A 13128-nucleotide genomic window follows, 5' to 3' on the forward strand; every position below is an offset into this window, starting at 1 on the left:
TCGCAAGAGATGCGATGGATGTCTGATGATTTGTAGTCATAAATTTAAGTCCCCACTTGTTTCTAAGTGGGGACTAAATTAAGGCTTATAGGATGAATTCAGAAGGTGTGTTCAGCGGACGCTTACGTTGGAGTCGCTCTAGTGGTATTTCATAACCCAATTGGAGTGTGAGTTGATGAATGTCGAGGAGATCTTTTGGGAGGTGTAGTGAGCGAATTTGGGGATGCATATTGTCAGCTCGATGGTTTTCCTTAGAGCATAGATGAATGAGCCTTGATGTGAGTGCAGATATTTTTCAAAGCATATCTATATCTGAAAGGGCAAGGTGAAATATTGCAAAAGTTAAAGTTTTAAGAATATAGAAAAGGTAAATTAAAAAAGCACCCGAAGGTGCTCTAATTAAGCTTCGACTGCATATTGACTGGTTTTAAGTGCAGCAATGGCTTGAATACGTCGTTCAATCAACATTTCACCAATATCCGGCCCGGATACATCAGGTGGAAGGTCGGCAGCTTTAATATTACGAACCACTTGCATGGCATCTAAAACGTATTGAGCTTGTGGATAGGCGCGATCCTCTAAACCTAAACGACCACGTGAATCACATTCACAGGCTTGTACAAAGGCCTCTACGCGTTCAGGACGGCGTAGCACATCCATACGTTGTAACAGGCGCCACAAGGTACCCGGTTTTAAACTCAAGGCTTGATGGCATTTTAAATGCTCTTTACACACTGAGATGGCCAATTGTTTGGTATTGGTGGGTACACGCATACGGTCACAGACTTCGGTAACGGGTTTTACACCACGTTCTTCATGCATGATATGGCGCGGTAATTCATCCACTGGAGTGAGTGCTTTGCCCAAGTCGTGTACAAGTACAGCAAAACGAACATCCAAAGAATAATTGGCACGACAGGCTTGCTGCAACGACATCATGGTATGAATACCACAGTCTATTTCAGGGTGATATTCAGGACGCTGTGGAATACCGTATAACGCATCAATTTCAGGGAACAAGACTTTTAAAGCGCCACAGGCTCTTAAGACCTCAAAATATTCATCTGCGTGGTCTTCCATTAAGGCACGGGACGTTTCCTTCCATACACGTTCAGGTGTAAGGGCTTCAAGCTCGCCAGATTTGGCAAGCTCTTGCATCAGCGCAAGTGTTTCTTCAGCCACTTTAAAACCTAAAGCTTTATAACGTGCTGCAAAACGTGCAATCCGCAGAACTCGCAAAGGATCTTCGACGAAGGCATCAGACACATGGCGAAGGATGCGTCGCTCTAAATCTTGTTGACCATGGTAGGGATCATAAATTTGGCCAGCATCATCCATGGCAATCGCATTGATCGTGAGGTCACGTCGAATGAGATCTTGTTCGAGTGTGACATTGACGTCGGTATAAAATTCAAAGCCATGATACCCATGTCCAGACTTACGTTCTGTACGGGCTAAGGCATATTCGTCTTTGGTCTCTGGATGAAGAAAAACAGGGAAATCTTTACCCACAGGTTGATAACCTTGAGCAAGTAATTGTTCCGGCGTTGCACCGACAACGACATAATCTTTTTCGTGATAGGGGTGCCCGAGCAAGTGATCTCGAACTGCACCGCCTACTAAATAAACTTGCATGAAAAAACCTCTATTCTTAGAGCAATCATGCTACAGAACAGAGGTTTTCTCAAGTCACAAAGTGTGTTCAAGTCAACTAAATTAGAGTGCTAATTTTTCGTTTTCTTGAATCTCTGCAACTGTTAATGCAGTCATATTCACTAAACGGCGAGTTGTCGCTGTTGGCGTTAAAATATGAACAGGTTTTGCAGCACCCAAAAGAATTGGGCCAATCGTCACGTTACTACCTGAAGTTGATTTCAACAAGTTGAACGAAATGTTCGCTGCATCCAGATTAGGCATAATCAGCAAGTTCGCAGAACCTTTAAAACGTGAGTTCGGGTATGCGAAATGACGAATATTTTCATCCAGTGCGGCATCACCATGCATTTCACCTTCAACTTCAAGTTCTGGTGCAATTTCTGACAAAATATCATAAACCTTACGCATTTTTTGTGCGCTAGGATCATTTTGGTCAGAACCGAAACTTGAGTGAGAAAGCAATGCTACACGCGGCGTAATACCAAAACGGCGTACTTCTTCAGCCGCTAAAATAGTCATTTCAGCCAACTGTTCAGCTGTTGGATTACGGTTAATGTAAGTATCAGCAATAAACAAGTTACGGTCTTCAAGCATCAATGCATTCAGCGTAAAGAAGTTATTGCGGCCTTCTTTTAGTCCAATCACATTGCTGACAAAGTCTAAGTGAATGTCATAGCTAGAATAAGTACCACATAACATACCGTCAGCTACACCATGACGAACCAACATTGCCGCGATAAGTGTTGAACGACGACGTGCTTCACGCTGAGCGTATTCAGGCGTTACACCTTTACGTTGCATGATGCTGTAGTAATCGTCAGCAAACTTATCATAATCAGGGTTTTTCTCTTGATCGACGATAGTGATGTTCACGCCGTCTTCAAGACGTAGACCTAATTTTTTGATGTTTGCTTCAATGACTGCAGGACGGCCTACAAGAATTGGTTTTGCTAAACCTTCATCAACAGCAATTTGTACTGCGCGAAGTACACGTAAATCTTCACCTTCAGCATATGCAATACGTTTTGGATCAGTTTTCGCTTGCGCAAAAATTGGTTTCATCATGAATGCAGAGTTATAAACAAACTCAGACAAACGTTGACGATACGCAGAGAAGTCTTGAATTGGACGAGTTGCAACACCTGAATCCATCGCTGCTTGTGCAATTGCGGGTGCAATCTCAAGAATCAAACGTTGATCTAATGGGCGCGGAATGAGGTAATCACGACCAAATGAAGCAGATTTTTCACCATACGATGCAGCGTCTGCTTCAACATGCGCCATGCGAGCAATCGCATGTACACAAGCAATCTTCATTTCTTCATTAATCGTGGTTGCACCAACATCGAGTGCGCCACGGAAGATATAAGGGAAGCAAAGCGCATTGTTCACTTGGTTTGGATAGTCTGAACGACCAGTTGCCATAATCACGTCTGGACGTGCTTCATGTGCATGTTCAGGAAGAATTTCAGGGTCAGGGTTAGCAAGGGCAAAGATGATCGGATCTTTCGCCATGACTTTAACCATTTCTTTGGTTAAAATACCTGCTGCAGAAAGACCAAGGAACATGTCCGCACCTTCCATTACATCAGCAAGCTGAGAGCCTTCGATGTCTTGAACGTATGCCTTTTTCGACTCATCCAAGCCTTCACGTTTAGTCGTCAATAAACCGCGTGAATCTGCCACAACGATGTTTTCTTTTTTTACGCCAAGTGCGCAAAGTAAGTTCAAACATGAAAGGGCAGCAGCACCTGCGCCAGAAGCGACAATTTTGATTTCTTCAATTTTTTTGCCATTGAGTTGAAGTGCATTCAGTAATGCAGAACCCACAATGATCGATGTACCGTGTTGGTCATCATGGAACACAGGAATATTCATGCGTTCACGAAGTTTTTGCTCGATGTAGAAACACTCTGGGGCCTTGATGTCTTCAAGGTTGATACCACCAAAAGTTGGTTCTAATGCTGCAACGATATCTACGATTTTGTCTGGATCGTTTTCAGCAATTTCAATGTCAAAAACATCAACACCAGCGAATTTTTTGAATAGAACGCCTTTACCTTCCATAACAGGTTTTGACGCTAAAGGACCAATGTTACCTAAGCCCAGTACGGCTGTACCGTTACTGACTACAGCAACAAGATTACCGCGCGCTGTGTAAAGTGCAGCAGTAGATGGGTCGCGTTCAATTTCTAAACAAGGTGCAGCGACACCTGGCGAGTATGCGAGGGCTAAATCGTGTTGGTTGACCAATTGTTTGCTTGGTGTAACGCTGATTTTCCCCGGAGTTGGAAATTCGTGATAATACAAAGCCTGCTGTTTTAAAGATTGATCGTCCATCTGTATCTCGATTGTGTTTTGTTTATCCAATATAAAGCTGAAATGCTTGCTTTATCCGCTTGAATATAACATTAGTTGCACAGTTGGGACAGTCGAAGTCGCGTCTTTTTCAGACAATCTTATAGCTCAGGCATAGTGACTTATATTAAGTATGTATAAGCAGGCGAAGAGATATTATTTTCAAGGAACACGGTTGCCTCTTCTTGTGGCAATGGCTTAGAGAAAAAATAGCCTTGAGCAATGTCACATTCTAAGTCTTGTAGATACTGTAACTGTTGTTCGGTTTCAATCCCTTCAGCGACTACCGTCATGCCCATCGCTTTGCCCATGGCAATCATGGCACTGACGATGGCCAATTGTTTATTTTCACCAATTTTAGAGATAAAACTCCGGTCAATTTTTAAGATATCAATTGGGAAATCAGCTAGATAAGATAATGATGAGTAGCCCGTACCAAAGTCATCAAGTGAAATATTGATTTTACGTTTTTTGATTTCGTTTAACAGTTCACGTACTGAATCTAGATTTTCGACCAAAGAGGATTCGGTAATTTCCAGTTCTAAACTTGCTCCATCAATTTGATTGGCATCTATCGCTTCATCAAGATCATTTAACAATTGTCCACGGCGCAGTTGCTGCGCGACAATATTGACGGATACACAAATATTTTGATAACCCAAATTGTTCCAAAAACGAATTTGCTGTGCGGTTTTTTGCAGGACAAAACGCCCGATATCCGAAATTAAACTGGTTTGTTCTGCTAGAGGAATAAATAAGCCTGGTGGTATTAAGCCTTTTTCAGGGTGATTCCAACGCACCAAGGCTTCAAAACCATAAATATTTTTATCACGGAAATTAATCTTCGGTTGGTAATACACCACCAACTCATTATTTTGAATGGCTTTACGCAAGTCGCGTTCCAAGAAGATCCCCTGCTCTAATAATGCGGTATTTTCATTGGAATAATAACGAGTGGTGTTGCCACCTAAATTTTTTGCTTCGCTCAGCGCTTGTTCTGCACAATTATTCAGATAATCTAGCTGACGACCATGCTCAGGGTAGAACGCGACACCCATCGATAAAGTGATAACATGATCTTGGCCAAAAATATTAAATGGAATGCTAAAGGCTTTATTGATGCGTTCACAATGCTCTTGCACAGAAGGGCGGATATGTGAAATTTCATACACTATCGCAAAATCATCGCCATTTAAGTGTGCTACAAACAGAGCTTCGGCATTGGTTAGACGTAAACGCTGTGCGACTTGGCGTAACAGTTCGTCACCACCATTGTTGCTGAGATATTCATTTAATGGACGGAAACGGTCGATGTTTAAACGAATAACGGCCAACTGTTTAATCGAATCTTGCTGTGAAACTAAATATTGATGCAGTTGATAGTTGTAATAAAAACGGTTAGGTAAATCTGTTAAGGTGTCATAGTTTTCTAAATAAGATAAACGTTGTTCTTGCAATTTACGTTCTGTTAAATCTGAGACAATTCCAATGTAATGGGTGACGCGATTTTGATCATCGGTAATCGCATTAATATGCATCCATAGTGTCAGTTCTTTACCTGAAAGAAATTTTTCGTGCAATTCACCATCATACTCACCAATTTTCAGCACTTGCTTAATGATCGAATAGTGCATACTACGTTGAATTGATTTGTAATTTGCAGTGATATCAAAAAGATGTTTACCAATAATTTGGTCGTAGTTAAAGCCGGTTAATTGTTCGTAAAATGGATTGACTTCGATATAGCACAGCTCTTCATTTAAAATGAAAATCCCTTCAGCAGCTTGTTCGAGTACACTGGCTGCAAGTTTTAAACGTTCTTGAGACGTCCGTTCCTGATGAATGTCACGACGAATACCGACCATGCGCAAGGGCTTACGGTTATCTGGATCGCGTTGAATGACCCGCCCAATATCATGTACCCAACTCCATTTTCCTTGACTGTTTTGAATTCGATAGGTGGCCTCATAACGATCTTTAAATCCACGTAGATGTTGAATCATTGCCGACTTAAAATGAGGAATATCATCAGGATGGATCACATGCTGTAACTGTTGCTGATGCTCTTTCGAATGCCTTAGGGTTTTTTCTTGCTTATAGTTGGTGACAACGATTTTACGATCTTTGATATTCCAATCCCAAGGGCGTAAACCTGCAATTTCATGCGCAAGGACTAAATTGGCTTGTTGGTTTTCTAAATCCTTGTTCATTTGCTCAATGTCGAAGGTCCGCTCTTTGACTTTCTGTTCAAGGATTTGGTTACCCAGTTGTAGCTGTAATTCGATGTCTCGTGATTTGTTGACTTCATCTTGGAGCTGCTGACACAGTTCATCAGTCCATTTGACTTGTTGCTTCGCACTATCGACCAGTAGGTTATTTTTAGCATGTAATGTCGATACACGACGATGAATTCGATATGACGTCATGGCGCACATTAAAATCACAATGAGCCCAAAATTAATACTCAGGCTAAATAAGTGATTTGAACCATCTAAGAAAAAGAACTGTGCAATCAGATAGGGCACGATAGACGGGATAAAGGCTAAACAAAAATAATTGAGTTTTTGCGTCAAATAGGTCAAACCAAAGGTTTGCGTCACGATCAAGAGTAGGGCAGAGAGCGTCAGGGCTTGAATTGGTTCAAAGCTTTGATTGGTCGCAGGCAAATAATAAAAAATTAAAAAAATACCGCTCGCAATCAGTGTGCCGACTGAAAAACACTGAAACTGTAGCCAACGATGCGCAATCATCAGTGAATATTGTTCAGGTTTAAAATAAACGGTGCTAATCAGCCAACATAAACTGACAAAAACTTCGGTAAAAATAAACCAAATATTGAAATATAAAGATGGCGATTTATAAAAAATTTGATATATCGAAAAAATATATAAGCAAATAATCAGAATACTGACTAAAAAATAGCGGCTATGGCGAATCGTGTTCGCAATTTGAGCAGTATGATTGTACTGCTTGATATATTCATCTTGTTTATACGTCATGAATATAAAAACCCTGCCTTAACCAAATTTAGATCGTTGTATTTGTATTGTTCCTGAGAATATTTGTTTATTCTTAGTAACAAATCATTTGTTTTTATTGACTCTAGGGTAATTGCGTTACAAATAAAAAGCAATATCGAGGATGTCATCATTGATGCTTTCAGATGAACTATCGAGTAAAAATTAAATAAATTTATAATTTAAAATTGAAAGTGCAACTACAGGTGCAGTTTCTGTGCGAAGGACACGTTCACCGATACACCAGTTCACAAAACCTTTCTCATTTGCTGCGCTGATCTCGGCTTCGCTCAAGCCACCTTCAGGGCCTATCAGTAAGGCAAATTGTGGGTCAGCATCAGCTAATACATCAACTTCATCTTTATTGGGTGCGAGTACCAACTTGGTAGTCGGAAGATTACTCTCCAGCCATTTTTCAAGGGAAAGGGGCGCAAGTACTTTAGGGACAATGTTGAGACCACATTGTTCACATGCAGCAATGGCAATACCTTGCCAATGGTCGAGTTTCTTTTGATCACGATCGTACTTCAAACGCATTTCACAACGTTCGGATGTGAGTAGTTGAATTTCAGAAACACCGAGTTCAACCGCTTTTTGAATCGCATAATCCATGCGGTCGCCTTTGCTCATCACTTGACCCAAGAGTGCCGTAAAATGTGGTGTGCGATTGCTTGGATTGAATTGCAAAACTTGGACGGCAGCCGACTTTTTAGCGACTTCAACCAATTCAACATGGTATTCGCCACCTTGCCCATTGAACAAAGTGGCAGTTTCGCCCACGTGAGCACGTAAAACTTTTACCCAGTGATGAAACACTGTTTCCGTTAATTCAACAGTCGTATCAACAGTTAAATCAGCTTCAATATAAAAACGTGGCATTAAAGTTTTACTCTCAAATAGGTCGAAATGTCTTATGCAAGACCGAGGTCTTTCACAAGTTGGCGTGTAGGGTCAGTGGTGTTCATGGTATAGAAGTGCAAGCTTGGCGCACCACCAGCAATCAGGCGTTCGCAAAGTTTTACAATCACTTCATGACCAAAGGCTTTGATCGATGCTGTGTCGTCGCCATAAGTCGCAAGCTGTTTACGAATCCAGCGAGGAATTTCTGCACCTGTACCATCTGCAAAGCGGATTAAGTTGCTTGCATTGGTAATCGGCATAATGCCTGGAGCAACAGGAATATTCACGCCTTCTTTTTGAATGCGCTCTACAAAGTAGAAGTATGCATCTGGATTAAAGAAGAACTGTGTGAGTGCTGCATTTGCGCCTGCATTGGCTTTATCGCAGAAACGTTTGATGTCGAGATCAAAGCTGTCTGCTTGCGGATGCATTTCAGGGTAAGCAGCCACTTCGATTTTGAAGTGATCACCAGTATGTTCACGGATGAAACGCACAAGATCTGTTGCATAAGGCAATTCGCCTAAGCCCACCTGACCAGAGGGCAAGTCACCGCGCAGCGCAACAATACGGTCAATGCCTTGTGACTTATACAAATCCAGCAATTCGGCAATACGTTCTTTGCTGTCACCAATACAAGACAGGTGAGGGGCAACAGGTGTGCCTTTACCGTTGAAGTCGTTCAATGTAGACAAAGTACGTTCACGGGTAGAACCGCCTGCACCGTATGTTACAGAGAAAAATTCAGGATTTAATAATTGTAGTTCTTGGTGTACAACTTTAAGTTTTTCCGCGCCCGCATCAGTTTTGGTCGGGAAGAACTCAAAGGAAATAGGAATCTGTTTTGACATGTTCAAATCCTTTTTTTATAAATACTTTTATTTAAAAAAATCCCCTCATCCTAACCTTCTCCCTGAGCCATATATGGCGCAAGAGAAGGGACTTCCATTATGAAAGTAATAGTTATTTGGAGTTAACAACAAATTTGCTTTCACAATGAAGAGTTCCCTCTCTTGCGCTGAGCTTCAAAGCAGTGCTTGAAGCACGCTCAGGAGAGGGTTAGGGAGAGGTATTTATAAAACTTAGTATTTATAAGCCTCAGCTTTGAACGGGCCTTCAACTTGAACACCGAGGTAGTCCGCTTGTTCTTGAGTCAAAGTCGTCAATACGCCGCCGAAACCTGCAACCATTGCAGCAGCAACTTCTTCGTCTAATTTCTTAGGAATAAGTTCTACACGGATTGCAGCTTGTTTTTGATCTTCAGGAAGATCAGCAAATTTTTCAGCGAATAGGTGCATTTGACCCAATACTTGGTTGGCAAAAGAACCATCCATAATACGTGAAGGGTGACCGGTTGCATTACCAAGGTTCACCAAACGGCCTTCTGAAAGAAGGATTAAGTAATCATTTTCATTTTCTGAACGATACACTTGGTGAACTTGTGGCTTAACTTCAACCCACTTATAACCACGTAAGTAATTTGTGTCGATTTCAGTATCGAAATGACCGATGTTACAAACTACAGCGCCAGCTTTTAATGAATCAAGCATTGCAGCGTCACATACGTGGTAGTTACCAGTTGTTGTTACGATCAAGTCAGTATTTTGAAGAAGATCAAGGTTGATGTCTTCTTTCTTACCCGTTTGAATGCCATTTTTATACGGAGCAACAACTTCGAAACCGTCCATGCATGCTTGCATTGCACAGATAGGGTCAACTTCAGTGACACGTACAATCATGCCTTCTTGACGAAGTGATTGAGCAGAACCTTTACCTACGTCACCATAACCGACTACAAGCGCACGACGACCAGATAAAAGCATATCTGTACCACGTTTGATTGCATCGTTAAGTGAGTGACGGCAGCCGTATTTGTTGTCGTTTTTAGACTTAGTGACAGAGTCATTTACGTTAATCGCTGGAACTTTTAAAGTACCGTCGCGGTGCATTTCGTAAAGACGTTGAACACCTGTAGTGGTTTCTTCTGTAATACCGTGAATTTTAGCAATCACTTCTGGGTATTTTTCGTGAACAAGTGCAGTTAAGTCACCGCCATCGTCCAGAATCATGTTGGCATCCCAAGGCGTACCATTCACATTAATTTGCTGTTCAAGACACCACATGTATTCTTCTTCAGTTTCGCCTTTCCAAGCAAATACAGGAATACCTGCAGCAGCGATTGCAGCAGCAGCGTGGTCTTGAGTAGAGAAGATGTTGCATGAAGTCCAGCGAACTTCTGCACCTAATTCAACTAGAGTTTCAATTAAAACTGCAGTTTGAATGGTCATGTGGATACAGCCAAGGATTTTCGCGCCAGCAAGCGGTTTAGCCGCTGCATAGCGTTTGCGAAGACCCATTAGGGCTGGCATTTCTGCTTCTGCGAGTTTGATTTCTTTACGGCCGTAGTCAGCTAGTGAAATGTCGGCAACTTTGTAATCTGTAAATGAAGCATTAACCGCGTTCATCACGATCTCCTTAATAAAAACAATTGATCATTCAGTTCGCGGATGCCGTTGTTGATTGGAACGAGTGTCCAACCGAATCGTCGAGCCTAGCGATCTTATATTTAGTGCCTATAAGAAAGTCGCAGCATCCCTCGACTAGCGGAGTATTGTACTTGGAAATAGAGTGAGTTCCAATCAAAAATTGGTTAATATGTAGATGAATAATCTGATAATAAAAAGATAATAACGTACATATCATGAATATATTAAAATTTAATATTTTCCTAGTTTTACTCGTATCTTCACAAGCTGTCTCAGCAAGGCGAGGCGACTTTTCACCACAAGATATTTTTTTTCTGCCTTTAATTTTGATTGGGGTTTTATCCTTATTTAAATTTTCAGGCTTTATTGAAAATTATACGAAAGGCTTAAATTTAACCCTTAGAGTAGTCATAAAAGCAGTGAGTTTTATTATTTTGATTGGCATCATTGCCCTTATAATTATCGGGATAGGGCTAATTTCTGAGTATATTCCTGAAAAATGGTCGATGATATTCTAGTGCAATTTTAAATATAAAAAATTGGAAGCTAATAATGAAAAAATTAACTGCATTCATATGCTTGTGTTTTTCAGCACTAACATATGCCAACGATTCAACAGGCTATGTGGCAACGGGAGGGGTGCAGTACCTGAAAAATAAAGACATTCAAATGTTCAGTGAAGACCTGTTTATCAGTAAAAAAATGATCAAGGTCGATTATCAGTTTAAAAATCTGAGCAATCAAGATGTGATTGAAACGGTCTTATTTCCGTTGCCAAAAGTTAAAAACTTCTTTGAATCAGATTTTGCCAATACAGAAAAGTTGCTCAAACGTTTTAAAGTTCAAGTGAATGGAAAAACGATTCAGCCTGAAATGCATGTGCGCACTTTTATTCAAAAAGATGAAAAAACAGCCCCGATTGATATGACGGAGAGTTTTAAGCAATGCGGGTTTACGGAAAAAGACATGCTGAATCCGTGGAGCAGGCAAGATGATGAATATGAAACTTTCGAGGAAAAACTCAGAAACTGTAAAAATGCAGCTTTGCAAAAAGTTTTGCCCAAAGATCCGAGTGAAGTCATTTCATGGTCATCTCAGGTAATTTACAGCTGGAAGCAAACCTTTAAAGCCAAAGCATTTACTCGCGTACAGCATCAATATGCACCGCTGGTGGGTGGCTCTGTGGCGTTATATCCAGATGAGTATAATCAACAATTTTGTATGGATAAAAACTTTAAGGCAGGACTCAGAAAGGCCAAATCACAGCATGCACCATTTCAAGCACTGGGCTATATCTTAAAAACAGGTGCCAATTGGGCAAAACCTATTCAAGATTTTAAGCTGACTATTGAGCGGGATGCTAACGAACTGGTTTCATTTTGCTGGGCAGGTAAAGTCAAAAAACTGAGCGCTACGCAGTTTCAAATGGTTGAAAAGAATTTTGTACCCAAACAAGATTTGGACATTATTTTTGTGCATGTGAAATCAGGTCTGGATTAAAACTTGCAGGCAAAACTGCTGCGATTTGTTTATCATCGTCCATAAGCAATTTTGAGTTTTGATATATGTCGATGGAAATACCTGATGAGTTGGCAAATTTAGAAGCCAATGGCGGCATTTATGCAGTGTGGATGTTGCTGCAGCACTTAGGTATAGATGCAGACATTCAGCAGCTCATCGAAGTTTGTGCTTATGAAGCTGACCATGGCACAACAACCATTGGTTTAGCCGTTGGGTTAAAGAAGTTTGGCTTCCAAGTAAAGTTTTACACAGAGCATGATCCTGAGCTGCAGGACAGTGAAAAACGCAGTTATGCAGAAGCAGACCAATTGGAACTGCCTATATTGCCCGCAATTGGCTATGCACAAATTCAGCAGGCTTTTGAACAAAATCAGTTTGTGATTGTCTATTACGACACCCTAGAAGGCGTGGGGAACCATTCTTTGGTGTATGACATTGACAAAACAGAGATCAGTTTTTTTGACAGCTTTGAAGCCATGCCAGCAGACGTATTTGAACAGCAGCGTGGGGCAGAGGGCATTTGCCGACAAGTCATTATTGTGGATGTAAATGATTATGTGGCGAGCTGAGCCATATTGTTGAATGAAAAAAGCCCATCATGAGATGGGCTTTATTTTTTAGAAAATAATTGGATTATTGCTCAGCCATATTGGCTTTTTCATTCCAAAAATCTGCTTTTTCTTCATCGGCGTCGATGCCTAATCCATTGGCATAAATAAAAGCCAAATCACGCATGGCCTGAACTTCACCTAATTTTGCAGATTGTTCAACCAGTTCAATGGATTTAGCGACATCTTTTTCCACCACATCGCCGCGACGGTAAAAATTGGCCAATTCTAAAATAGCAGCAGGATGGTCATGCTTCGCCGCTTGTTCTAACCAGCGGTGCGCATGTTCAAAATAGGTTTTAGATTCTTCCGGATCTTCTTCGAGCATATCTTTGGCATAGACTGCATAGCCTTCACCCAGCCAATACATTGCTTCTACATGACCTAACTGAGCTGCTTTGAGTGCCCATTCTTCTGCAAGTTCAACATGCTCATCATTTTCACTTTGCATATAAATTTCAGCCAGTTCAAATTGAGCATCTTTATTGCCTGCCATGGCACGGTTATATAAAGCAGGAGAGATCGAAAGTTCAGACATGTGTAATCCAAAAGAGCAGAATAGGCATAGCCTAATCGGTTGGCATG

General features: G+C 41.1%; 10 protein-coding genes. 3 read left to right on the top strand and 7 right to left on the bottom strand.

Features of this window, described 5'->3' with window-relative positions:
- Window positions 1-399: 399 nt before the first annotated feature.
- From FTU05_RS03590 to ahcY, 6 genes are all read right to left on the bottom strand, one after another.
- Window positions 400-1635 (bottom strand): multifunctional CCA addition/repair protein, encoded by a 1236-nt coding sequence (locus tag FTU05_RS03590; protein WP_180113923.1) that lies wholly within the window; start codon window positions 1633-1635, stop codon window positions 400-402.
- Between the two features lie 81 nt (window positions 1636-1716).
- The gene (locus FTU05_RS03595; protein ID WP_078192090.1) at window positions 1717-3996 is read right to left on the bottom strand and encodes an NADP-dependent malic enzyme; all 2280 of its coding nucleotides are present in this window, start codon (window positions 3994-3996) and stop codon (window positions 1717-1719) included.
- 140 nt (window positions 3997-4136) lie between these two features.
- Window positions 4137-7013 carry an EAL domain-containing protein gene (locus FTU05_RS03600; RefSeq protein ID WP_180134622.1) on the bottom strand — a complete coding sequence of 959 codons (2877 nt, stop codon included), beginning with the start codon at window positions 7011-7013 and terminating at the stop codon, window positions 4137-4139.
- Window positions 7014-7196: 183 nt separating this feature from the next.
- Window positions 7197-7910: a 16S rRNA (uracil(1498)-N(3))-methyltransferase gene (locus FTU05_RS03605; protein WP_180106419.1), complete on the bottom strand. Its 714-nt coding sequence runs from the start codon at window positions 7908-7910 to the stop codon at window positions 7197-7199.
- A gap of 32 nt (window positions 7911-7942) precedes the next feature.
- Window positions 7943-8779 (bottom strand): methylenetetrahydrofolate reductase [NAD(P)H], encoded by an 837-nt coding sequence (metF, locus tag FTU05_RS03610; RefSeq protein ID WP_168378282.1) that lies wholly within the window; start codon window positions 8777-8779, stop codon window positions 7943-7945.
- Window positions 8780-9010: 231 nt separating this feature from the next.
- On the bottom strand, window positions 9011-10393 hold the full coding sequence (ahcY, locus tag FTU05_RS03615) for an adenosylhomocysteinase (RefSeq protein ID WP_168378281.1): 1383 nt from the start codon (window positions 10391-10393) through the stop codon (window positions 9011-9013).
- Between the two features lie 236 nt (window positions 10394-10629).
- On the opposite strand from ahcY, the gene FTU05_RS03620 reads away from it, so the two are divergent.
- From FTU05_RS03620 to FTU05_RS03630, 3 genes are all read left to right on the top strand, one after another.
- Window positions 10630-10932, top strand: a complete 303-nt coding sequence (locus tag FTU05_RS03620; RefSeq protein WP_111883908.1) for a hypothetical protein — start codon at window positions 10630-10632, stop codon at window positions 10930-10932.
- A 34-nt stretch (window positions 10933-10966) separates the two neighbouring features.
- The gene (locus FTU05_RS03625; protein WP_180134621.1) at window positions 10967-11914 is read left to right on the top strand and encodes a DUF4424 family protein; all 948 of its coding nucleotides are present in this window, start codon (window positions 10967-10969) and stop codon (window positions 11912-11914) included.
- 65 nt (window positions 11915-11979) lie between these two features.
- Window positions 11980-12504, top strand: a complete 525-nt coding sequence (locus tag FTU05_RS03630) for a cysteine peptidase family C39 domain-containing protein (RefSeq protein WP_180164239.1) — start codon at window positions 11980-11982, stop codon at window positions 12502-12504.
- Between the two features lie 64 nt (window positions 12505-12568).
- On the opposite strand, the gene FTU05_RS03635 is transcribed toward FTU05_RS03630, so the two are convergent.
- Complete coding sequence (locus tag FTU05_RS03635; protein ID WP_180008352.1) at window positions 12569-13081, bottom strand: tetratricopeptide repeat protein; 513 nt, start codon at window positions 13079-13081, stop codon at window positions 12569-12571.
- Window positions 13082-13128: the final 47 nt, after the last annotated feature.

This window comes from Acinetobacter sp. YH12049 (assembly GCF_013419875.1).
Taxonomy (GTDB): Bacteria; Pseudomonadota; Gammaproteobacteria; order Pseudomonadales; family Moraxellaceae; genus Acinetobacter; species Acinetobacter amyesii.